Raw genomic sequence first — 21,634 nt, forward strand, 5'->3', positions numbered from 1 at the left:
CGGTGTAACAGTTTATCAATCCATTTATAATGATTTATCTTGTTGATAGACTACTTTACCACCGACAATCGTTGTCAAAACTTTTACATTTTGCATATCCGTCGCAGCAATGGTAAACGGATTACGATCTAAAATGATAAGATCTGCAAATTTACCTTTTTCAATCGAACCAATATATTCATCTTGTTTCAATATATAAGCCGCACCAATGGTGGCACAACGTAATACCTCTTTAGCGGTTAAATTACGGTCGCTATTTAATCGTGGATGATCGGCATCGATTTGTCTGGTCATAGCAATTTGAAAATCATACCATTCATTTAATGGATCAATCGGCCAATCACTACCAAAAGCACAATGAACGCCTGCATCGATATATCGTCCATGAGCTTCTAAACCATGATAGCGCTCTTCACCAAAAAGAGTTTGATATTGTTCAACCATGGCTGAGCTGCATCCTGCCCATTGGAATGAAAAGACCACACCAGCATTTAACTCTTTGTATCTAGCAAATTGATGTGCAGCGCTTAACTCATTGTGCGCTGTACTTGGACGAATATCGGCATCGGGTAATACTTTTCGCATCTTCTCAATTGCATTAAGCACGACTTCAATTGCGCCTTCCCCAACAGTATGCATATGAGGGTGGAAACCCGCTTTGGACGATTCTAAAATCAAAGCATCTAACATTTCGATGGAATAATAGAGATCGCCGTAACGATCTTTTTCATCGGTTAAATTATAAGGTTTAAGTAAACGAGCGGTCATCAAAGGTTGTTGCATTACCCCATCAACGAATAACTTAACATGTGACACCTTGATACCTGGTTTTGGTTGCCAGTTTTTATCATCATAACGAGCAGCAAATTGTTTTACTTTATTGATTACACTAGGGATATCTTCAATAGATGAAACATCATCAGGTGGAAGCTCATGAGCACCAAATAAACGAATGGTTAATTGGTCTTGTTTTTGTAATTGTAAAAAAGCATCGGCTTGCGTATGAGTGATTCGGGCATCCATAACCGCAGTAACGCCTTGTTTGTTTAATTCGGTTTGTGATAATTTAGCAACATTAACCGCTTGCTCGTCCGTTAATTTAGATATACTATCAAAGGCACGCATGGCAGGGGCATCTTCTAAGATACCATTTAATTCGCCATCAGCAGTACGGCCGATTTTGCCATCGGTAGGTTCTGGCGTATTCCTATCTAAGCCAAATTTTTCTAATGCAGTGCTATTGGCAACCAAGGTATGGCAATCATTTGAAAAAAGAATTACTGGGCGTGAAGTGTTAAGACGATCAAGATCGAAACGAGTGATATCAGTCCCTACGGGAAGAACTTCTTGTCTTAGCCAACCTCGTACTTGCAGCCAATGGTTATTGTGATTTGTAGAATCTTTATCTAAGTATTGTTGAATAATTGCTAAAGTATCATCAATGGTTAAACTTTGATAATTTAAATTACATGAGGATAGTTGCATTCCTCCCCAAAAAGTATGTAAATGTGAATCGATGATCCCAGGCATCATGGTTTTGCCTTTTAGATCATAAATGGTTGTTTGGTTATCAACATAGTTCTGGTTATTTATTTCTTGTGTACTACCGGTTGCAATAATATAGCCATTTTTAATGGCAATAGCTTCACAAACAGTGTCTTGTTTGTCAGCGGTGTAAATATAGCCATTAACATAAATAACATCAGCTTTAGCCATTATAAGTGATTCCTCAAAATAAAGATCGAAATTAAAGCTGAACGATAACAGATTTATAAAAAATTTGTCAAATGCAATAATTTTCTTTATTGTGTGAGCAGATTATGCTAAAACTAAGCCATTTAGTTACAGCGTCACAAGGTGAGCCGATGAAATATCAACAATTAGAAAACCTTGAATGTGGTTGGAAATGGCACTATCTTGTAAAAAGGCATTTAGAGGGTGAGTTAATTACTCGTTACATCGAAAAAAGTGCTGCACAACATGCCGTAAATGAATTATTACTATTAGAACATAATCCAAAAGGAGTTGTGAATTGGATCAATGAGCATTTGAATCCCGATTTAGATAATCGAATGAAGCAAACTATTCGGGCTAGACGAAAACGTCACTTTAATGCTGAACAACAAAATACACGAAAAAAATCCATAGATTTGGAATTTTTAGTTTGGCAACGGCTAGCTAATTTAGCAAAACGTCGAGGCTGTACTTTGTCGCAAACCATTACACAACTTATTGAAGACGCTGAGCAAAAAGAGCAATATGCAACAAAAGTATCGACTATTAAGGATGATTTACAGTCACTTCTTGATGCGAAGCTTGATAATAACTAACTCAACTACAGGATAAATAGGCTTAATTATGGGAAAATCCCTTGTTATTGTGGAATCACCAGCCAAAGCAAAAACGATTAATAAATATCTTGGCAAAGATTTCGTGGTTAAATCAAGTGTGGGACATATTCGTGACCTTCCAGTAAGTGGTAGTAGTCAACGTGCTGAAAAAACCACAAAAGACAAAGCTGAGAAAAAAGTTAAACGTTCAGAGAAACAGGTTTTAGTCGACCGAATGAGTGTCGATCCTTATAATGGCTGGAAAGCGCATTATGAAATTTTACCCGGTAAAGAACGGGTTGTTGCTGAACTAAAAAAACTTGCTAAAGATGCTGACATGATCTATCTGGCAACCGACTTGGATAGAGAGGGGGAAGCAATTGCGTGGCATCTAAAAGATGTAATAGGCGGTGAAGATAGTAAATATCGTCGTGTGGTATTTAACGAAATCACCAAGACCGCGATTAAAAACGCATTCAATGAACCCGCTATGTTAGATATGGATCGCGTCAATGCTCAGCAAGCCCGTCGATTTATGGATCGGGTTGTGGGCTTTATGCTATCACCTTTACTTTGGAAAAAAGTGGCGAGAGGATTATCAGCGGGGCGTGTACAATCCGTTGCTGTTCGATTAGTGGTTGAGCGTGAACGTGAAATTCATGCCTTTATTCCAGAAGAGTACTGGGATCTGTTTGCTGATTTGCATACAGCTAATAGTGAGCTGTTAACGATGCAAGTTGTGCAGTATAAAAATGAAGCCTTTGAGCCAAAAGATAAAGTCGCTATTGATATTGCCTTAGCTGAGTTAAACAAAAATCAATATCAAGTTATCAATATTGAAGAAAAACCAACGAAAAGTAATCCAACTGCACCGTTTATTACTTCAACTTTGCAACAAGCTGCTAGCACGCGTTTAGGCTTTGGGGTTAAAAAAACCATGATGCTTGCCCAGCGTCTGTATGAAGCAGGTTACATTACTTATATGCGTACTGACTCAACCAATTTAAGTCAAGATGCATTAACAATGGTGCGTGATTATATTGGTCAGAATTTTGGTGACAAGTATTTACCTAAATCAGCAAATGTTTACAGCAGTAAAAAGAATTCCCAAGAGGCGCACGAAGCCATTCGTCCGTCTGATGTGAACGTTATTGCCGATAATATTAGTGATGTTGAAGCGGATGCATGCAAATTATATCAATTAATTTGGCGACAATTTGTTGCCTGCCAAATGACGTCGGCTGAATACAACTCCACAACTCTCACTGTAAAATCAGGCGATTTTACCTTAAAAGCTAAAGGACGTACGTTGCGTTTTGATGGTTGGACTAAAGTGCAACCTCAACTCTCGAAAAACAATGAGGATAAAATATTACCTAAAGTTGCTGTTAACGACGAATTATCGTTAATCAGCTTAAATCCAAATCAACACTTTACCAAACCACCTGCACGGTATAACGAAGCGTCATTGGTTAAAGAGCTTGAAAAACGAGAAATTGGTCGTCCATCAACCTATGCAACTATCATTTCAACTATTCAAGATCGCGGTTATGTGCGTTTGGATAATCGCCGCTTTTATGCTGAAAAAATTGGTGAAATTGTAACAGATAGATTAAACGAAAACTTCAATGATTTAATGAGTTACGATTTTACTGCACGTATGGAACATGCTTTAGATGAAATCGCCCATAAAAAACAAGAGTGGCGAGAAGTTCTTGACCAATTCTTTAGCGATTTTAGTGCTCATCTTGAAGTGGCGGAACAAGCACCAGATAAAGGCGGTATGCAACTTAATCCACTGGTTTTAACACCTGAAATTAAATGTCCAAATTGTGGACGTGAAATGGGCATTAAAACTGCTGGAACAGGGGTGTTTTTAGCTTGTTCGGGTTATGCATTACCACCTAAAGAACGCTGTAAGCAAACCATTAATCTCATTCCAGAACACGAAACATTAAATATTTTGGAAGAGGCCGAAACGGCGGAAACGGATGCTTTAAGAGCGCTTAAACGTTGTCCAAAATGTCATACCGCAATGGACAGTTATTTACTCGATAACGAACGCAAATTACATATTTGCGGTAACAATCCAATTTGTGATGGTTCTATCGTTGAAAAAGGTAACTTCAAGGTTAAAAGCTACGAAGGCCCTATTATTGAATGTGAAAAATGTGGATCAGAAATGCACTTAAAATCAGGGCGTTTTGGTTTATATATGGGATGTACTAATCAAGATTGTAAAAATACACGTAAAATCTTAAAAAATGGTGATGTTGCACCACCAAAAGAAGATCCTGTTGATTTACCAGAATTACCGTGTAGTAAATCTGATGCTCATTTTGTTTTACGTGATGGTGCATCAGGTATCTTCTTGGCTGCGCATAACTTCCCAAAATCAAGAGAAACACGTGCACCATTGATTGAAGAGCTACAACGTTTTAAAGATCGCTTGCCAGAGAAATTTATTTATTTAACTCAAGCACCGAATAAAGATCCAGATGGAAATCCATCCATTGTACGTTTTAGTCGTAAAAGCAAACAACAGTATGTCACTTCCGAAGTTAATGGAAAATCGACTGGCTGGGTAATGCAATACATAGACGGCAAATGGGTAAATAGTAAAAAGTAGGTAAGAACACCTGAAACTTTGTCAAAAAGTTTCAGGTTATGTATACGTTTTAGTATAAAATTTGTTTTTGTTTGTGCTAGAGTGTGAAAGGAATTACCTTACGATTTTTCGCTTTAGAGTAAAGCCAAAAGCGTGAAAAGTATATAGTTTAAGGAGCCTTGTCATGAAATTGCAACAATTACGCTACATTGTTGAAGTGGTCAACAATGACCTTAATGTGTCGTTAACCTCCGAAAAACTCTATACTTCGCAACCTGGTATCAGTAAACAAATAAAATTGTTAGAAGATGAACTTGGCATTCAAATTTTTACAAGAGTCGGTAAACATCTTTCTGAAGTTACACCTGTAGGGGAAAAAGTGATATCCCTAGCGCGTGAAATCCTCAATAAATCAAATGATATAAAAATTATAGCTAAAGAGTTTAGTCAGCCAAATCAAGGCTCATTAACGATTACGACAACTAATACTCAAGCACGTTATAGTTTGCCAATAGTCATCCAGCAATTTATGAAGCAATACCCAAATATTATTTTGCATATGGAGCAGGGCTCATCACCGCAATGTATTATACAAGCACAAGCGGGGCAAGCCGACTTCGCCATAGTCACCGACCTTTCACAACTTAATGATGAAATGATTGCATTGCCATGTTATCACTGGAACCAAGCAGTGATAGTTAAAAAGGATCATCCATTGGCCAAAAGTAGTTTAATTTCCATTGCCGAGTTATCCCAATATCCCTTAGTCAGTTATGACTTTACTAATGATGGTTCTGACCTCAATCAAGCTTTTATTCGCGCTGGGCAATCGCCGAATATTGTGTTTAGCACAACCGATGCAGAGTTAATTAAAACCTATGTTAAATTAGGTGTTGGCGTCGGAATTGTTGCTAAAATGGCGGTAAGTGATGCAATTGCTGATGACGATTTTGTCGTGCTTAATGCTGGGCATATTTTTCCTTACAGTACTACTTATATTACTTTTGCACGTTCTTTATTTTTACGTAGTTATATGTATGATTTTATCAGTCAATTTTCACCACATTTAAATCGTCAAACTATCGACAAACTGATGTTATGTGAAAATAATACTGAAGTGTTAGCAATGTTCAATGGGGTAAAATTGCCAGTTCGCTAGCTTGAAATTTTATTTTTGAATAATAAAGCTGAATAAAGTGCGAAATTATCGCACTTTTTTATTAGCACTATTTATGTCTGGCTTTCAAAATACCAATGACATCTTGCAATGACAGATTTTGGTCATGCAGTAAAACGAGTAGATGGTAAATTAAATCAGCCGATTCATTTTTCAACTCTTCAGTATCACGTACCGTTGCAGCTAAAGCCGTTTCAACGCCTTCCTCACCCACTTTTTGAGCAATACGTTTAGTTCCATCATGATAGAGTTTAGCGGTGTAAGAAGATTTTGGATCGGCATTTTTGCGACCAGCAATTAACTGCTCTAACTCAAATAAGAAACCCCATTGAGTTTTCGCAGAAGCAAAACAACTGTTGGTACCTGTGTGACAGGTTGGTCCAATTGGATCAACTAAAACTAATAAAGTATCATTGTCGCAATCTGGAGTAATACTTACTACATTTAGAAAATTACCGGAAGTTTCGCCTTTGGTCCAAAGACGTTGTTTAGTACGTGAATAAAATGTAACTTTACCACTGGCTTGAGTTTGAGATAGAGCTTCTTGATTCATATAACCCAGCATTAATACATCGCCTGAGACATAATGTTGAATAATGACAGGCATCAAATTATCGACTTTTTGCCAATCAAGTTGCTTTGTATCGAATTGCAATGAATCGAATTTTGTGTTGGAATTTTCTGTTAGCATAATCGAATATTTACTCCATGTTGCACTAAATATTGTTTAAGTTCACCAATGTTAATGATTTGTTTATGAAATACTGACGCGGCCAATGCACCGTCGACATCTGGTTTATTAAAGGCTTGTAAAAAGTGTTCCATTGTACCCGCGCCACCTGATGCAATTAATGGTACATGGCAAACCTCTCGCACGGCTTTTAATTGAGCTAAATCGTAACCATTACGCACACCGTCTTGATTCATCATATTTAAAACAATTTCACCCGCACCCCGTTTTTGTACTTCTTTTACCCAATCAAGGGTATTCCACTTGGTTGCCACTGTACGCTTTTCATCTCCGGTAAATTGATAGACATGATAGTTATTTGATTCTTGGTCATACCAAGTATCAATTCCAACTACAACACACTGCACACCATAACGATCAGCCAATTGAGTAATCAAACTAGGATTAGCCAATGCGGGTGAGTTAATTGAAATTTTATCTGCACCAAAAGTTAAAATCTGTCCTGCGTCTTCAACTGTTTTAATACCACCAGCTACACAAAAGGGAATATCAATCACCTCGGCAACTTTTGCAACCCAACTTTTATCAACGACACGACCATCGGAAGATGCAGTGATATCATAAAAAACCAGTTCATCAGCCCCTTCTTGGGCGTAACGTTTAGCCAAAGGTACAATATCGCCAATAATTTCGTGATTACGAAATTGCACGCCTTTCACTACTTGTCCATTGCGTACATCCAAACAAGGAATTATCCTTTTTGCCAACATGAAATTGCCTCCTCAACCGTAAAATTGCCTTCAAGTAGTGCTCGTCCCACGATCACTCCCGCCACGCCACTATCCTTGAGAGCTTTAACATCATCGAGTTGACCGATTCCACCCGATGCCTGAAAGGCGATCTGCGGGTATTTTTGGCTTATTTCACGATATAGTTTCACATTTGAGCCACTTAGTGTCCCATCTTTAGAAATATCTGTACAAAGCACATGTTTTAAGCCATGAGGTAAGTAATCATCGATGACTTGTTCAAGTGTTTGGTTAGAATCTTCTTGCCAACCATGAATTGCAACATATTTATTACCATCAGCAGCGATGCGCACATCCAGAGCTAAAACTAACGCTTCAGGACCATATTTGCTAAACCACTGTTTAACTAATTCTGGCTGTTTTATTGCTGTTGAACCTATCACAACTCGCGCTGCGCCAGCTGCAAGGAGCGCTTCTACATCGTCTTGGGTGCGGATACCACCACCAATTTGTACAGGTACTTGGACACCTTTAATTAACGTTTGAATTAAAGTAATTTGCCGAGCTTTAGGATCTTTTGCGCCGGTTAAATCCACAAGATGTAGAAGTTTTGCGCCTTGTCGTTGATACTCTTGTAAGCGTAATAGAGGGTCACTTCCATAGTCACGTTTTTGGTCATAATCGCCCTGATGTAATCGAACGACACTACCATCAATTAAATCAAGGGCTGGAATAATAATTGGATAAACTGCCATAGTTACATCTCCAAAAAGTTTTTTAGCAATTGTGCACCGGCTGACCCAGAACGTTCGGGATGAAACTGTACACCGTAAAAATTGTCTTTTTGCACGGCAGCGGTAAAGCTTTCGCCGTAATTGGTTTCTGCAATAGTTGCTGAGCATAGTGGCATCGCGTATCCATGAACAAAATAAAAATAAGCACCATCTGCAATATCTCTGAATAGATGATGACCTGCTTTTGGGTAAACTTGATTCCAACCCATATGAGGTAAAGGTAAACCAATATCTGGAATTTTATCGACTTTTTCATCAATGATTCCTAATGTATGTACATGCCCCTCACTACTGTATTCGGCTAGTAGCTGCATACCGAGACAAATGCCTAAAACAGGTTGAGTACACGCTTTAATAAGTTCAATTAGATTACGTTCTTTTAACTTTTTCATTGCCGCCGAAGCCGATCCCACACCGGGTAGAAACAACTTATCACATTCAAGTACGACTTCGGGCTCAAGACTAATTATCGGTTTATAACCCAATCTTTCTATGGCATATTTAACCGAAGAAAGGTTTGCACAACCCGTATCTAGAATGACAACATTCATCTACAGTACTCCTTTTGAGCTCGGTAAGCTGTTACCGTCTATCTTAATTGCTTGCTTCAACGTTCGAGCAAAGGCTTTAAATAAACTTTCAATTTTATGGTGATCATTATCGCCTTGTGTCTCAATATGCAAGGTAATTGCCATTGCATAGCTGAGAGAATAGAAGAAATGTTCAACCATTTGCGTACTCATATCGCCTACTTTTTGATGAGTAAATTGAGCATTAAATTTTAAATAAGGCCGACCCGAAATATCCATTGCACATTTTGCTAAACATTCATCCATAGGAATGACTGATGCATAACGAGTAATTCCTCGTTTATCTCCTAAAGCGATTTTTAAGGCTTCGCCTAATGCTAATCCAGTATCTTCAATGGTGTGATGATCATCAACATGCAAATCTCCGTCAACCTTAATATTAAGTTTAATCCCACCATGGGTTGCAATTTGATCCAACATATGATCAAAAAACCCAATACCTGTACTGATTTGACTACCACCTTGGCGATCAAGCCAAACTTCAACTAAGATCTTTGTCTCTTTAGTATTACGTTCAATTTTTGCGTAGCGGTCAGCGGTGGTTAAACGTTGTGCTATTTCAGACCAATTTAACGTTTCAGGATGATAACGTAATCCTTTGATTTGCATATTTTCGGCGAGTTGAACATCAGTAACCCTGTCACCAATAACATAACTGTTTTCTTTATCTAAGTTACCATTGCTAAGATAAGGTAGAACTAATTGAATTTTTGGTTTACGACATTGACAATTATCTTCTGGAAAATGAGGACAAATTAGCACCTCTTCGAAGTTAACACCCTGTGATTGAAAGATTTGCATCATCAAGTTGTGAGGTCCATCAAAATCAGATTGTGGATAACTGCTAGTACCAAGACCATCTTGATTTGTTACCATCACCAGTTTAAAACCAGCAGATTGCAACTTAAGTAGAGCAGGGATGACATGAGGTTCAAACGCCAACTTCTCAAAGCTATCGACTTGGAAATCAATTGGCGGTTCAGTAATTAATGTTCCATCTCGGTCAATAAATAAGTATTTCTGTAACATCATTGCTCCTATATTATCGCTTTGAGTGCCAAAATCACCGCATCACATTCGGCTGCTGTGCCAACGCTAATGCGAATTATGCTATCTTGCCCAATAGATTTGCTTTGATCGCGCAAAATAATGCCTTTATTCCATAATGTTTTAAACACATCTTTACCCGCTTGAAATTTAACACATAAATAGTTAGATGAGCTAGGATAAACTTTTTCGACAATGGGTAAAGCAGACAAATCGCTTGCAAATCTCTCTTTTTGTCTGTTGAGTTGTTGCACTTGTTGTTGCATTTTTTCAATCCCCGTTTTACTTAGTGCTTGCGTCGCAATATCAGCAACAGGGGTTGCCAACGGGTAAGGAGCAATTACTTTTTGTAATGCATCAATCACTGGTTTATTAGCGATGGTAAAACCACAACGTAAACCAGCCAAAGCAAAAGCTTTCGATAAAGTTCTTAAAATAACTAAATGCGGATAACTTGCTAACCAACTAACTACTGAAGACTCTGGTGAAAATTCAATATAAGCTTCATCTATTACCACAAGAGCACGGTTTTTAGCGATATCCAATAATGTTTTAATATCATTAGGATTAATTAAATTGCCAGTTGGATTGTTTGGCGAGCAAACATAAATTAATTTAACATTATCAAGATGTTGATCAATGGCTGTTAAATCCAATTGCCAATTCGATTTCGTTGGTACAGTTTTTATATCGATACCTAATGTTTCAGCACTAACCTGATACATACCATAGGTAGGAGGACAATATAAAATGCTATCTTGCTGTGGCTCACAAAATGCTCGCATTAACAGCTCAATTGCTTCATCAGCACCACGACTAACAATTAATTGTTCTGGTTTGACACCTGCATAATGAGCATAACTATTGATAACTTGTTCCGGTTGCGGTTCTGGATAACGGTTTAATGTCTGTTCCGTTAACTCAAATTTTGGAGCAACAGGGTATTCATTGGCATTTAACCATACATCGCCATTTCCACCAATACGACGAGCAGATTGGTAAGGGGTTAGTTTCTGTACGTTCTTTCGGACTAATTGATTAATATCCATATTGTTCACCTATTTTTTAGCGTTTAATGCAGCTAAACGAAGCGTTACAGCTTGTTTATGGGCAGTAAGTTGTTCAGCTTGTGCCATTAATTCAACTGCATTACCAATGGCTTGTAAGCCCTCTGGTGATAATTTCTGTACGGTCATACGTTTTTGAAAATCGGCTAATCCAAGACTTGAATAAGTCGCTGTATAACCATAAGTCGGTAAAACGTGATTAGTTCCTGAAGCATAGTCACCTGCCGATTCGGGTGACCAGTCCCCTAAAAATATTGAGCCGGCACTTGTGATTTGTTCTACAAGATCATCAGCATTTTGTGTTTGAATAATTAAATGTTCAGGACCATAACGATTACTAATAGTAATACATTGATCTAAATTTTTTGTCACAATTAGACGACTTTCTTGCAAAGCTTTTTCGGCAATACCTTGTCGAGATAATTGAGTTAATTGTTTATCAACTTCAATTGAAACCGCTTTCGCAATATCCTCATCTGGAGTAAGTAATATCACTTGTGAATCGGGGCCATGCTCCGCTTGTGATAATAAATCTGCAGCAATAAAAGCTGGATTAGCTGAACTGTCGGCGATAACTAACACTTCAGAAGGACCTGCTGGCATATCAATAGCAGCGCCGTCAAGGCGTTGGCTAACTTGGCGTTTAGCTTCAGTAACAAAAGCATTACCCGGTCCAAAAATTTTATCGACCTTAGGTACCGATTCACTACCAAAAGCCATTGCAGCAATGGCTTGTGCGCCGCCTAGTTGGTATATTTCGGTTACACCACACAGTTCAGCTGCATACAAGATTTCATCAGCAATAGGTGGAGGAGAGCATAAAATGACTTTACGACAACCGGCAATTTTTGCTGGAGTTGCAAGCATTAAAACCGTCGATAATAAAGGTGCAGAACCACCTGGAATATAGAGACCTACTGAATCAATCGGACGAGTAACAAGCTGACATTTCACCCCCGGCATTGTTTCAACTGTAATTGCTGATTTAACTTGGGCTTGGTGAAATTTTTCAATATTACTGACGGCTAATTGCATTGCCTGTTTTAATTCAGGTTTAACCCTTGCTGTTGCTGCTTTGATGGCATCTTGTGTTAATTTTATTTGTTGGATTTGTACTTTATCAAACTTATTACTTAATGCGATTAAAGCTTGATCACCATTTTGTTTCACCTGACTTAAAATATCTGCTACCGCTTGGCTAATTGAATCTGAAGCAGTAATAGCTGGGCGAGTTAAAAGTGCTGCACGCTGTGCATCTGAACATTGTTGCCAATAAGAGAGTTTCATAGTATTACTCCATCATTTTTTCAATTGGTAAGACAAGAATTGAACTAGCACCTAAAGCCTTAAGTTTTTCCATGGTTTCCCAAAATAGCGATTCGGAACTTACCATATGTAACGCCACACGATTTTGTTCACCAGTAAGAGGTAAAATCGTTGGATTTTCAGCACCAGGTAATAAAGCTACGACCTGATCTAACACTGCAGTTGGTGCATGTAACATAATATATTTGGATTCACGAGCTTGGATAACACCTTGAATTCGCGTCATCAACTTATCAATCAATGCTTGTTTGTCAGCTGACATCTCGGCTTGGCGTTGAATTAAACAAGCTTTAGATCTGTAAATAACCTCAATCTCTTTAAGTCCATTCGCTTCAAGTGTTGCACCACTTGAAACTAAATCACAAATAACGTCAGCAAGACCTGCTCGTGGCGCTACTTCGACTGAACCATTAAGCAAACAGGTTTTAAAAGCTACATTGTACTGAGAAAGATAACGACGGAGTAGGTGAGGATAGGTGGTAGCAATACGTAAATCTTTTAAACATTCAGGGCCGGTATAATCAAAATCACGAGGCGCTGCAATGGATAATCGACAACCGCCAAAATCCAATCGGCGCAATGTTTTATATTGAGGATTGAAACCCTCAGCTTGTCGATCTAATACTTCTTCTTCTAAAACATTTTCGCCAACAATTCCCAAATCGACAACGCCATCAATGACTAACCCCGGGATATCGTCATCACGAACACGTAAAATATCAATCGGCATATTTTCAGCAAAGGCAATTAAACGTTGTTCTTGAAGATTAATTTTAATTCCACATTGTGCAAGTAGCTTTTTTGACTCATCACTTAAGCGACCTGATTTCTGCATTGCTATACGTAAACGCGAATTATCCAACATATTATTCTCCAAATTATCCTAAAAAATTTTTTAACCACAAACAAAAAACCCTCGAAAGTTTGATCTTCCGAGGGTTTTCTATTTGCTTTTGCGATATCACCGGAAGACCAACTGTCTTCCAGCACCAATCGCCCGAAGACTAATCAGGTATGATGGTGATGATGATGTTTAGTAACAAAAACGCAAAAACAATTCATAAAAATAAAAACCAATAATTTAATTAATTATCAAAATTGATATATAAAATATAATAGAAATGAATAACTATCAACTCATTTTTTATGATTGATAAAGAAATATTGCAAATATCAGACTTTTTGCTTTTCAAAAGTTACGGATATTAATTGCTAATGAGTCAAGTTAAACTAACTTAATTATAAAATTTGTTTTAATCGATGACTGACTTTATAACGACCAAAATCGGTAATTTTAGTTAAAAAGAGATTCAATGCGTCGCTGTCGAAATGGCTGATAATCATATAACATCCGTCGCCTGTAATCTTATAAAATTCTATTACTTCATTAAAAGACTTTACTAAGTTTTCAAAAGAAGTAAATTGATTTGTGTTCATATAAATAGTAATGAACTGTAAGTTTTGTTTTTGTTCTTTAATGGTGAATTTTTCTATAATATGATTATTTAGCAAATCTTGAACGCGTTGACCAACGGCTTGGCTAGATAAGAAAACCTTATCGCCAATTTCGCGCCAAGATTGACGGCTGTTATTTCTTAATTCACTTAAAATCGCTCGATCTTTTTTATCCATTGTTTCAATTTGAAAGCTAACTGATATTTATCATTTCAATTCGCTATGTTCTTTAAAAATTGATTATTAGAAAATAATAACACGAAACCTTATAAAGGAGAGCAAAATGACTCAAGCATTAATGATTATTGATGTGCAAAATGATTATTTTCCTGACGGAAAATATCCGTTAAATAATACTGAACAAACATTACAATATACTTTAAAACTGCAGAATTATTTTCGGCAAAAACAACTGCCTATTATTTATATACAACATATTAACCCAGATCCTAATGCTGTTTTTTTTGTGAATAACAGTTTTGGTAGTCAATTACATGCAAAATTACTTCCTATCAAACCGAATGAAATGATCATTCAAAAAGCCTATCCAAATAGCTTTTACCAAACACAATTGCAAGAAAAGTTAGAGCGATTAGGAATAACACAATTAGTGATTTGTGGCATGATGAGTCACATGTGCGTAGATTCAACTACCCGCTGTGCATTTGAGCTTAATTATCAACCGATTTTAATTCATGATGCTTGTACTACTCGTGATCTTGACTTCAATGGCAACATCATTCCCTCACAAGACGTTCACAATAGTTTTATGTCTGCATTAATGCGATTTTCTAAGATAATGAGCTGTGAAGCATTTATTCAAACAACATAACATAATAACAGTGAAAAAGGTTTTTATATTCATAATTAGCATTTCATTGATAGGCATTTAGATGGTACAAAAAAGCCATCTAATTGTTGAAAGTTTATAGAATAATTTACCGTTAAATAAATTATAATCATGCTATTTTAATTCGATTAATATAGTAAATAGGAACAATACTTGAACTCAGCATTATGTTATAGGCAGTTTGGTATCCCTGAAGATGTATTGAAGCTTGAACTTTCAAATAAAGACTTATTAAAAGAAGATTACATTAGAGTACAAATGTTATATGCGCCAATTAATGCCTCAGACCTTATTCCAATTACAGGTGCTTATCAGCATCGTATTATTCTGCCACAAATTGCTGGTTATGAGGGAGTAGGTGAGGTGATTGAGGCACCTTTAACTTATCGTCATCTGATTGGAAAACGTGTATTACCTTTAAGAGGAGAAGGAACTTGGCAACATTTCGTTGATTCACCCGCGAAATATGCTATCCAAGTTCCAGATTCAATTGATGATACTTATCGCTGCTCGAGCTTATATTAATCTTGTAGCAGCTTGGTTAATGCTTAAACATTATTCTCCACAAGGAAAGCATATTTTAGTTACTGCGGGGGGAGCTGATTGTGCAAAATTGTTATGCAAATGGGCAGTAAATTTGCAAGCATTATTTGTAACTGTCATTTGTCGCTCAGATAATCATGTTCAATTTTATAATAAATATGGTATTAAAAAAATAAATCAAAACGATACTGAAGCTATAGAATATTTTGCTGCACATGCTGATATTGTTTTTGATGCGGTTGGTGGCGAGCTTGCTGAAACAATTTTGAATCATATGTCTGATTCAAGTGAATTTGTCTCGTATGGTTTGCTTTCAGGTACTTTTTTTCAACCTAAAAAGCGATTACCTAAAGTTCATTGGTTTCATATCCGGCATTATTTAAATCTAATAAGTCAAAATCAATGGCTAAAGATGTTTGATGATATATGGCCCATATTAGATGCAAATGATTTAAATATAGCAAGTTTATTTGAATTTCCTGATTGGCAAGAAGCGATAAAAACCTATAGACAACCACATAGAAACAATAAGCCTTTATTAATATTTGCTTAAATCATAGATATTATAATATGTTATTAATTATTAAGATTTAGGAAAGATACTTGTATATTTTATCTTTCCTAATAATTAATAATATTACCATTCAATCGTTTTTAGATTTTTTATTCTTGTTAAATTTGTTGCTGTTGTTGGATGTAATAGTTTTATCAAGGCTGCCATAAAATTGAATATGTCTAAGCAAACTGTATATTGTCATATTTACGCGTTAGAAGATCGTTTACAAGTACGATTATTACACTGGACAATTTAATATTTGTTATGCAATAAATTTAAATGCTGATATTTATTGTAACAATGGCGACACTTGCCGACAAATCATGTTACATCATGGAGGAATATCCAAACAACCTAATTTTATTATTGATCATGACATCAAAGAAGGCGCCTTTCTCCTATACTCAGTAATTATGAAATTGAGGATTTAAACATCTATGCCATTTACCCAAGTCGTAAATTGTTGCCACTTAGAACTCGATGTTTGATTGATTTTTTAATTATTGAATTAAAAAATTCACAATGGTAAAAAATGATAAATAAAATATTTATTTAATATAAGCAATTATATATTATTGGAGGTTAAGTTTTATAGTATCAATTACTGTAAAATGCACTAAATTAGATTTAATTTAAAATAGTTATAATAAGGAATATAAAATGGGTATATTTTCTCGTTTTTTTGAGAAAAAATCAGAATCAAAACAGATGGGTAATTCAATTGTTCCAAATCCTGAAATTGATAGTTCAGTTGGCTTAAGTATTGTATTTAAAGGTGCACTTGATATTAATAACGATAAATTATTAACAAAACTTAAATCTGTTGATCCGACCATAAAGGATATTCGATATGAAGTGCCGTTCGGACAACTTGAAGAGGGCATGTGGATTTTAGTGAGTTGGGGAAAACATATTATTAGAATTTTGGGGCTCAATGCGCCTTATCCTCAAAATGAATTAGAATTATGTGTTACTCCAGCTAGTTATAGTCAAGAAATAAAACAACAAATTTATGAAAGTGACAGTCATTTATTATTATATTATGTCGGCTATGAGCAAGATGTATTAGAGCAGTATCTAGCTTTAACACGTTTAGCGGTATGCTTTGAACAATTTAATGCGTTAGCAGTAATTAATGAGGATGCTCATACTTCATTGCCAATTAACTTTATTAATGAATTAGCTTCGGAAAAAGATGGTTTAACCAGTTTAGGAGAATGTTTACCTTTATTGTTTTGTGGTTTTGTTAAATATGAAATAGAAAATATTAAAGGGATTTGGATGCGCACTTATGGCGCTAATATATTTGGCTTACCTAATTTTGCTGTATTAGCCAATAGTTATGAGGAAAGTGACTATTATTTTGATATGTTTAGTAATATTTTAAATTATTTGCGACAAAGTAAAGTAACAATGAATCCTGGCGATACTATGGAAATAGGTGAAAATCGTATGATGTCATTACGAGTGCCTAAAGATGATGAATATTTCTTAAACGATCAGGGTGATCTTTTAGTAATTGAAATTAATTAGTAATTTTATAGTATAAAAGTTTTAGGAAAGGTAATTGTTCACTGTTTTTCCCTTTCCTAAAAACTGAGTATAGTATAATTAAATGGTTTGCGTATATTTTTTACCTGATAAAACACTAAACCGACCCGTACCTAATAAAGCAAGACTAAAAGCCGCTAAAGACATAAATGCTGGATACTCCCAACCTCCTCCCGGATTAGTAAAAGACCAACCATTAGTCCAATGTACAATGGTAATTATCGCAAGTTGAAAAAATGCAATTAATGCAACTGCGCGGGTTAAAATACCTAATAATAACAATGCACCACCGCCTATTTCAAAAGCGATAACAATATAGGAAAAAAATCCTGGAAATCCAAGAGTATGGAAATACTCAGCCGTACCTTCCGGAGTGAGAACAAGTAATTTAGTAAAACCATGGGCTAAAAACATCATACCTAAAGCAATTCGTAATACAAATGCTGCTACATCAGTTTGATATTCTTTCATTTTGAGGTTCCTATATTAAGTTAGCAAAATAATAATTAAAATCATTGAGATCTATTACAAAAGCTATTACTTAGTTACAACATAGGATACTGCACTTAAGATTGTCTCACAGATAATAATCATTAGTAAAGTTACTTACGAAAATTGAACAAGGTTAGTGATATTATGTTTACGCTATTTAGAAGTTTAATTATTTATGTGTAGATAAAAATAACGGTGTAACTTAAAAGTTACACCGTTATGTCTTACTTATTGTTGGTGTCAAATAGATTAAATTGTTCTGTTGTTTTTTTTAACGCAATTTTATTGGTTTCCCTTGCATTGAACTTACACTCAAATTCGTTGAGATCCGAATAATTGTGTAAAATACACTCATCCTCTGTTTTTATAATTTTAGCTTTTCCATTGCTTTATTAAAATATTCATCTAAACCAAAAAAATCTCGCCTACATCCGTTTGAACCAGCGTAAATAAATTTATTAATTCACCATAGCAACCATAGCTATTTTGATATTAGAACAAAAAATAGCTTCTTTTTCGATTATATGGTAATTTGCTATTAGTTCAGCAGTTAAATCGACAAAACGATTCTGTTGATGAGATTGAGTTGAATTATCAACGACGTTAACAGTAGTTTTTTGGGGATTAAGCAGCTTTTTAAAAAAACTTAATTTTTCTTTCAACTTAGTGTTGAGTATCGTGACTAAGTAAATAGTGTTTGGTGATGCCATTTAAAGCTCCTTTAAAGGATAAAATAGAACTCCATACTTTTACTAAACAACTCATATAATGATACCGTATCTAACAGAAATGAGACTAACGTCTCATATGATTAACTATATCAACTTTAATGGTAATAAGCAATAAATTATAAAAAAATAATATGGATAAGCAAAATATCGTACCAAAGCAAAAATATACAGGCGTTAAAAAACGTACATTTGACCATTTAATACATACAGCAGTGACTATTTTAGATGAAGGTAACGAATTAACCATTACTGAGTTAGCCGATAAATCTAAAATTTCAAGAGCAACTGCTTACCGCTATTTTCCTACTCAAAGTGATTTGATGTCGGCTGTTGTTAATCATTCGCTTGAACCAATTTTAAATTGGCAATCAGATGAACAGGATGTAGGACAAAAAATAAATGATTTTTTATCATTTGCTTTTACTCAAATGATAAAACATGAGGGGTCAATAAGAGCAGCTATGCGATTATCCTTACAGCAATGGGCGACCGCTCGTTCGACAACATTAAGTGATTCTGAAAAATTTGTTCGTGGAAATCACAAAGAAGTGCTCTATAATTTACTACAACCATTACAATCAAAATTAAATGATGATCTAAATAATAAATTAATTTATACCTTGTCGATTATATGCGGTTCTCAAATTACTGTATTAAAAGATATATGGAATTTAGATGATTCTTATATCGTCTCACTTTCTCAATGGATTATTAACGCTGTAATTAAACAAGCAAAACAAGATGCATCTGAGCTTTAATTATCCAGTCATTTTAAGATGAATAAGTAATGGTTATAGCGTCTTGTTTTTATAAAGAAATTAATTAGGCTATTTTAGAATTATTAATATTTCCGATCTCTATTCCTACACTGATAACACCTTGTCTTATAGGTTGATGTTAACAATAGAGTTTAATTAGTCTAATTACTCATGGCATTAAAATGAAATGATAGCATGATAAAAATGCTAACTTATTGACTTATCAATTGTTGATTTTATACTGTCGTTCACATTATTCACAATTGAAATCCATTTTCTTTAATTAAATTGCATAACTTTTTGCTATTTTTGTACATAAACCTAACCTGAATCGTTTAACTCAGCGGTTACAACATAAAACCATCATTATAACTGGTGCCAGTTATAGCATTGATGAGTTGCTTAGTTATCTTTTAACCAATATTGATTGCAATCTAATATTGGTTGCTCGAACAGTTGATAAATTGCACGAACTAAAGCAACAATTTGCTATGAGCAAAGCTAAAGTTGACATCTATATAGCTGATTTGCGTGCTCAAAAACAAATATGATTTTTGTTATTACATCATCATTTTCAGATAAATTAGTTAGAGTAACAAATACAATGAATTAAAGGATATTTATTAACTCTTTTTCTAATATTTTTTATTTAGTTTACTAAGAAGAATAAGCTTTTATAAAAAGAAAATTAGGTTATTATAATTTTCGCAAATTAAGCTCAGTACAGTATGGCCAAATTACTGAGGGTCCAGTAACTGTGGTTGTGAAAATATGAATGATATTTTATTTATAAGCTTACTCTCATTTAAGAATTAATCATATTATATTTATAATTTGAAAAGACAAAATTTATATCTCTTTCTATTTATTATAAATAATTGGACTCAGTCATATAAAAAAGACACCATCAGGTCAGGCAGTGTCTATTCATAAACTGAGATGAAAGGTAATTGAATAATTATCTTTTATGATAAACAATATTATTGATTAAAAAATCAATGATATTGAACTGTCTGTTGATTCGGGTTATCGTGAACTAATAATAAACACGTATCACTGTTTAATACTGCTTGTTTAATACGTAGTTTATCGTGCTCATTAAGATCATTAATACATGCGACGATATAACTACAGGTTTTGCTTTTTAACGCTTTTTCAATGGTTGATACTAAATTTTCATTTTTAAGATTACTCAAATGCACAACTTTTTGTTTATCAAGTCCTGCAATATTTACCCATGAACGTTTTAACATTGGTCGATCAGATAACCAGAGTTGCCATTTTTTAGCTTTATTAAGAGACTTCAGCAAAGGGCGTTGTTGTTGTAAAACCTGCTGAAAAGGAGATTCAAAATTAATCGCCATAAGTTGTGATGAAGAGTGTTCAATAAGCATAATAACCTCAATACTGTATTAATATACAGTGAATATTAATACAGTATTTTGCGTTTGTAAACTCCTTAAATGATCAATTTTTTTTTATTATTTTTTCCTATAATAGAATCAAGAACGCAATAACTGATAGGATAAAATCCCTAAAAAAGTCATTAAAACTGAACCGAAAACATGAATAGCAATAGTAGTTAATCCCCATGCAATACGACCTTCTTGTAAAAAATTTACGATCTCTGCTGAAAAAGTTGAAAATGTCGATAATCCACCACAAAATCCAGTGATGACCAATAAACGCCACTCAGCAGATAAGTTTGAATGATTAAAAAAAGCAATTGCAAAGCCAATAATATAACCAGCAATCAGATTAGATAGTAACGTTCCTAATGGAATCGCAAACGCGATAATATTTAATTTAAGTGACAAAAACCACCGCAATAATCCACCTGCAACTGAACCAACCGATATGGCTAAAATAAGTTTAAACATGTTAAATCCTTAAAAATTGGGCGCATTCTTATTAAATTTATATTTTATGGTTAATGGCAAGGATGATAACTATAACCGAGATAATAATAAAATGCATATCTTTCATTGTGGCATCATTTTTAGGTTTAAAAAAGCGATAGCTTATATTTAATTTTATTGTTAACTTTCAAAAATATAAATAAATTAAAAAATTAGAGACACGTTAAATAAAAAAGTTATAGCATCACTTTTATGCAAAGATATTTTGTAAGTATGGGTATTTTGTTTATTTACTACTTTTTATTACATGATTTATTACGATTAATAAGGTAACTTATACAGTTGATGAAATAATTGACAAGGTTTGAACCGCAATTAAAACCTGACGTTAAAACTAAAATAATATCAAATAATTAAAGTTAATTTTATTATATAACTTAATAAATTGAATAAGAAAACA

At 34.8% G+C, this 21,634-nt stretch carries 23 protein-coding genes and 1 other annotated feature; of the genes, 9 read left to right on the forward strand and 14 right to left on the reverse strand.

Annotated elements, in window-relative coordinates:
• Positions 1-24 precede the first annotated feature (24 nt).
• Complete coding sequence (locus H3T96_RS02840; protein ID WP_144091229.1) at positions 25-1,716, reverse strand: amidohydrolase; 1,692 nt, start codon at positions 1,714-1,716, stop codon at positions 25-27.
• A gap of 149 nt (positions 1,717-1,865) precedes the next feature.
• Here H3T96_RS02840 and matP point away from each other — a divergent pair, with 149 nt between their 5' ends.
• The 3 genes from matP (at position 1,866) to cysB (ending at position 6,097) form a co-directional block, all read left to right on the forward strand.
• On the forward strand, positions 1,866-2,330 hold the full coding sequence (gene matP, locus H3T96_RS02845) for a macrodomain Ter protein MatP (protein WP_039126398.1): 465 nt from the start codon (positions 1,866-1,868) through the stop codon (positions 2,328-2,330).
• 28 nt (positions 2,331-2,358) lie between these two features.
• A complete protein-coding gene (gene topA / locus H3T96_RS02850) occupies positions 2,359-4,959 on the forward strand; it encodes a type I DNA topoisomerase (RefSeq protein WP_144091230.1) in 2,601 nt (866 codons plus the stop codon).
• Between the two features lie 163 nt (positions 4,960-5,122).
• Positions 5,123-6,097, forward strand: a complete 975-nt coding sequence (gene cysB / locus H3T96_RS02855; RefSeq protein WP_144091231.1) for an HTH-type transcriptional regulator CysB — start codon at positions 5,123-5,125, stop codon at positions 6,095-6,097.
• Positions 6,098-6,164: 67 nt separating this feature from the next.
• On the opposite strand, the gene hisIE is transcribed toward cysB, so the two are convergent.
• The 9 genes from hisIE to H3T96_RS02900 all read right to left on the reverse strand — a co-directional run bounded on the left by hisIE (position 6,165) and on the right by H3T96_RS02900 (position 14,011).
• Positions 6,165-6,806 carry a bifunctional phosphoribosyl-AMP cyclohydrolase/phosphoribosyl-ATP diphosphatase HisIE gene (gene hisIE / locus H3T96_RS02860; protein ID WP_144091232.1) on the reverse strand — a complete coding sequence of 214 codons (642 nt, stop codon included), beginning with the start codon at positions 6,804-6,806 and terminating at the stop codon, positions 6,165-6,167.
• The gene (gene hisF / locus H3T96_RS02865) at positions 6,800-7,576 is read right to left on the reverse strand and encodes an imidazole glycerol phosphate synthase subunit HisF (protein ID WP_144091233.1); all 777 of its coding nucleotides are present in this window, start codon (positions 7,574-7,576) and stop codon (positions 6,800-6,802) included. The genes hisIE and hisF overlap by 7 nt, the downstream gene beginning before the upstream one ends.
• Positions 7,558-8,295, reverse strand: a complete 738-nt coding sequence (hisA, locus tag H3T96_RS02870) for a 1-(5-phosphoribosyl)-5-[(5-phosphoribosylamino)methylideneamino]imidazole-4-carboxamide isomerase (protein WP_144091255.1) — start codon at positions 8,293-8,295, stop codon at positions 7,558-7,560. The genes hisF and hisA overlap by 19 nt, the downstream gene beginning before the upstream one ends.
• Positions 8,296-8,312: 17 nt before the next feature.
• Positions 8,313-8,900 (reverse strand): imidazole glycerol phosphate synthase subunit HisH, encoded by a 588-nt coding sequence (gene hisH / locus H3T96_RS02875; RefSeq protein WP_086326347.1) that lies wholly within the window; start codon positions 8,898-8,900, stop codon positions 8,313-8,315.
• Entirely contained in the window at positions 8,901-9,968 is a 1,068-nt protein-coding gene (gene hisB / locus H3T96_RS02880) for a bifunctional histidinol-phosphatase/imidazoleglycerol-phosphate dehydratase HisB (RefSeq protein ID WP_144091234.1), read from the reverse strand.
• A gap of 8 nt (positions 9,969-9,976) precedes the next feature.
• Positions 9,977-11,044, reverse strand: a complete 1,068-nt coding sequence (gene hisC, locus H3T96_RS02885) for a histidinol-phosphate transaminase (protein ID WP_144091235.1) — start codon at positions 11,042-11,044, stop codon at positions 9,977-9,979.
• Positions 11,045-12,340 carry a histidinol dehydrogenase gene (gene hisD, locus H3T96_RS02890; protein ID WP_144091236.1) on the reverse strand — a complete coding sequence of 432 codons (1,296 nt, stop codon included), beginning with the start codon at positions 12,338-12,340 and terminating at the stop codon, positions 11,045-11,047.
• A 4-nt stretch (positions 12,341-12,344) separates the two neighbouring features.
• Complete coding sequence (hisG, locus tag H3T96_RS02895) at positions 12,345-13,244, reverse strand: ATP phosphoribosyltransferase (protein ID WP_144091237.1); 900 nt, start codon at positions 13,242-13,244, stop codon at positions 12,345-12,347.
• A 39-nt stretch (positions 13,245-13,283) separates the two neighbouring features.
• Positions 13,284-13,409, reverse strand: a sequence feature (His leader region).
• Positions 13,410-13,618: 209 nt separating this feature from the next.
• The gene (locus tag H3T96_RS02900) at positions 13,619-14,011 is read right to left on the reverse strand and encodes an Lrp/AsnC family transcriptional regulator (RefSeq protein WP_144091238.1); all 393 of its coding nucleotides are present in this window, start codon (positions 14,009-14,011) and stop codon (positions 13,619-13,621) included.
• Positions 14,012-14,117: 106 nt separating this feature from the next.
• Between H3T96_RS02900 and H3T96_RS02905 the strand changes: the two genes are divergently transcribed.
• From H3T96_RS02905 to H3T96_RS02925, 5 genes are all read left to right on the forward strand, one after another.
• A complete protein-coding gene (locus H3T96_RS02905; protein ID WP_144091239.1) occupies positions 14,118-14,666 on the forward strand; it encodes a cysteine hydrolase family protein in 549 nt (182 codons plus the stop codon).
• 171 nt (positions 14,667-14,837) lie between these two features.
• On the forward strand, positions 14,838-15,209 hold the full coding sequence (locus H3T96_RS02910) for an alcohol dehydrogenase catalytic domain-containing protein (RefSeq protein WP_198248583.1): 372 nt from the start codon (positions 14,838-14,840) through the stop codon (positions 15,207-15,209).
• Positions 15,178-15,780, forward strand: a complete 603-nt coding sequence (locus tag H3T96_RS02915) for a hypothetical protein (protein WP_198248584.1) — start codon at positions 15,178-15,180, stop codon at positions 15,778-15,780. The genes H3T96_RS02910 and H3T96_RS02915 overlap by 32 nt, the downstream gene beginning before the upstream one ends.
• Before the next feature lie 112 nt (positions 15,781-15,892).
• A complete protein-coding gene (locus H3T96_RS14970; protein WP_370545713.1) occupies positions 15,893-16,039 on the forward strand; it encodes a LysR family transcriptional regulator in 147 nt (48 codons plus the stop codon).
• Positions 16,040-16,443: 404 nt separating this feature from the next.
• Positions 16,444-17,316: a DUF4261 domain-containing protein gene (locus H3T96_RS02925; RefSeq protein WP_144091240.1), complete on the forward strand. Its 873-nt coding sequence runs from the start codon at positions 16,444-16,446 to the stop codon at positions 17,314-17,316.
• A gap of 78 nt (positions 17,317-17,394) precedes the next feature.
• Here H3T96_RS02925 and H3T96_RS02930 read toward each other — a convergent pair whose 3' ends face one another.
• Positions 17,395-17,805 carry a DoxX family protein gene (locus H3T96_RS02930; protein ID WP_039126302.1) on the reverse strand — a complete coding sequence of 137 codons (411 nt, stop codon included), beginning with the start codon at positions 17,803-17,805 and terminating at the stop codon, positions 17,395-17,397.
• Positions 17,806-18,284: 479 nt separating this feature from the next.
• A complete protein-coding gene (locus H3T96_RS02935) occupies positions 18,285-18,536 on the reverse strand; it encodes a Tm-1-like ATP-binding domain-containing protein (protein WP_144091241.1) in 252 nt (83 codons plus the stop codon).
• Between the two features lie 152 nt (positions 18,537-18,688).
• On the opposite strand from H3T96_RS02935, the gene H3T96_RS02940 reads away from it, so the two are divergent.
• A complete protein-coding gene (locus H3T96_RS02940; RefSeq protein ID WP_039126306.1) occupies positions 18,689-19,315 on the forward strand; it encodes a TetR/AcrR family transcriptional regulator in 627 nt (208 codons plus the stop codon).
• Positions 19,316-20,310: 995 nt separating this feature from the next.
• Here H3T96_RS02940 and H3T96_RS02945 read toward each other — a convergent pair.
• Together H3T96_RS02945 and crcB are read right to left on the reverse strand one after the other, a co-directional pair.
• Positions 20,311-20,709 carry a cell division inhibitor SulA gene (locus H3T96_RS02945; protein WP_039126309.1) on the reverse strand — a complete coding sequence of 133 codons (399 nt, stop codon included), beginning with the start codon at positions 20,707-20,709 and terminating at the stop codon, positions 20,311-20,313.
• Between the two features lie 108 nt (positions 20,710-20,817).
• Positions 20,818-21,195: a fluoride efflux transporter CrcB gene (crcB, locus tag H3T96_RS02950; protein WP_086327581.1), complete on the reverse strand. Its 378-nt coding sequence runs from the start codon at positions 21,193-21,195 to the stop codon at positions 20,818-20,820.
• Between the last annotated feature and the right edge of the window lie 439 nt (positions 21,196-21,634).

Origin of the sequence: Gilliamella sp. W8136 (assembly GCF_016101285.1) — a bacterium.
Lineage (GTDB): Bacteria > Pseudomonadota > Gammaproteobacteria > Enterobacterales > Orbaceae > Gilliamella > Gilliamella apicola_N.

Coding starts and splice junctions, on each gene's coding strand:
- hisIE (WP_144091232.1), bottom strand. CDS start 6,806: ATGCTAACAGAAAATTCCAACACAAAATTCGATTCATTGCAATTCGAT.
- H3T96_RS02900 (WP_144091238.1), bottom strand. CDS start 14,011: ATGGATAAAAAAGATCGAGCGATTTTAAGTGAATTAAGAAATAACAGC.
- matP (WP_039126398.1), top strand. CDS start 1,866: ATGAAATATCAACAATTAGAAAACCTTGAATGTGGTTGGAAATGGCAC.
- H3T96_RS02905 (WP_144091239.1), top strand. CDS start 14,118: ATGACTCAAGCATTAATGATTATTGATGTGCAAAATGATTATTTTCCT.
- H3T96_RS02945 (WP_039126309.1), bottom strand. CDS start 20,709: ATGCTTATTGAACACTCTTCATCACAACTTATGGCGATTAATTTTGAA.
- topA (WP_144091230.1), top strand. CDS start 2,359: ATGGGAAAATCCCTTGTTATTGTGGAATCACCAGCCAAAGCAAAAACG.
- H3T96_RS02925 (WP_144091240.1), top strand. CDS start 16,444: ATGGGTATATTTTCTCGTTTTTTTGAGAAAAAATCAGAATCAAAACAG.
- H3T96_RS02930 (WP_039126302.1), bottom strand. CDS start 17,805: ATGAAAGAATATCAAACTGATGTAGCAGCATTTGTATTACGAATTGCT.
- crcB (WP_086327581.1), bottom strand. CDS start 21,195: ATGTTTAAACTTATTTTAGCCATATCGGTTGGTTCAGTTGCAGGTGGA.
- hisG (WP_144091237.1), bottom strand. CDS start 13,244: ATGTTGGATAATTCGCGTTTACGTATAGCAATGCAGAAATCAGGTCGC.
- H3T96_RS02915 (WP_198248584.1), top strand. CDS start 15,178: ATGATACTTATCGCTGCTCGAGCTTATATTAATCTTGTAGCAGCTTGG.
- H3T96_RS02840 (WP_144091229.1), bottom strand. CDS start 1,716: ATGGCTAAAGCTGATGTTATTTATGTTAATGGCTATATTTACACCGCT.
- hisD (WP_144091236.1), bottom strand. CDS start 12,340: ATGAAACTCTCTTATTGGCAACAATGTTCAGATGCACAGCGTGCAGCA.
- H3T96_RS02935 (WP_144091241.1), bottom strand. CDS start 18,536: ATGGCATCACCAAACACTATTTACTTAGTCACGATACTCAACACTAAG.
- hisH (WP_086326347.1), bottom strand. CDS start 8,900: ATGAATGTTGTCATTCTAGATACGGGTTGTGCAAACCTTTCTTCGGTT.
- hisF (WP_144091233.1), bottom strand. CDS start 7,576: ATGTTGGCAAAAAGGATAATTCCTTGTTTGGATGTACGCAATGGACAA.
- hisB (WP_144091234.1), bottom strand. CDS start 9,968: ATGTTACAGAAATACTTATTTATTGACCGAGATGGAACATTAATTACT.
- cysB (WP_144091231.1), top strand. CDS start 5,123: ATGAAATTGCAACAATTACGCTACATTGTTGAAGTGGTCAACAATGAC.
- H3T96_RS02940 (WP_039126306.1), top strand. CDS start 18,689: ATGGATAAGCAAAATATCGTACCAAAGCAAAAATATACAGGCGTTAAA.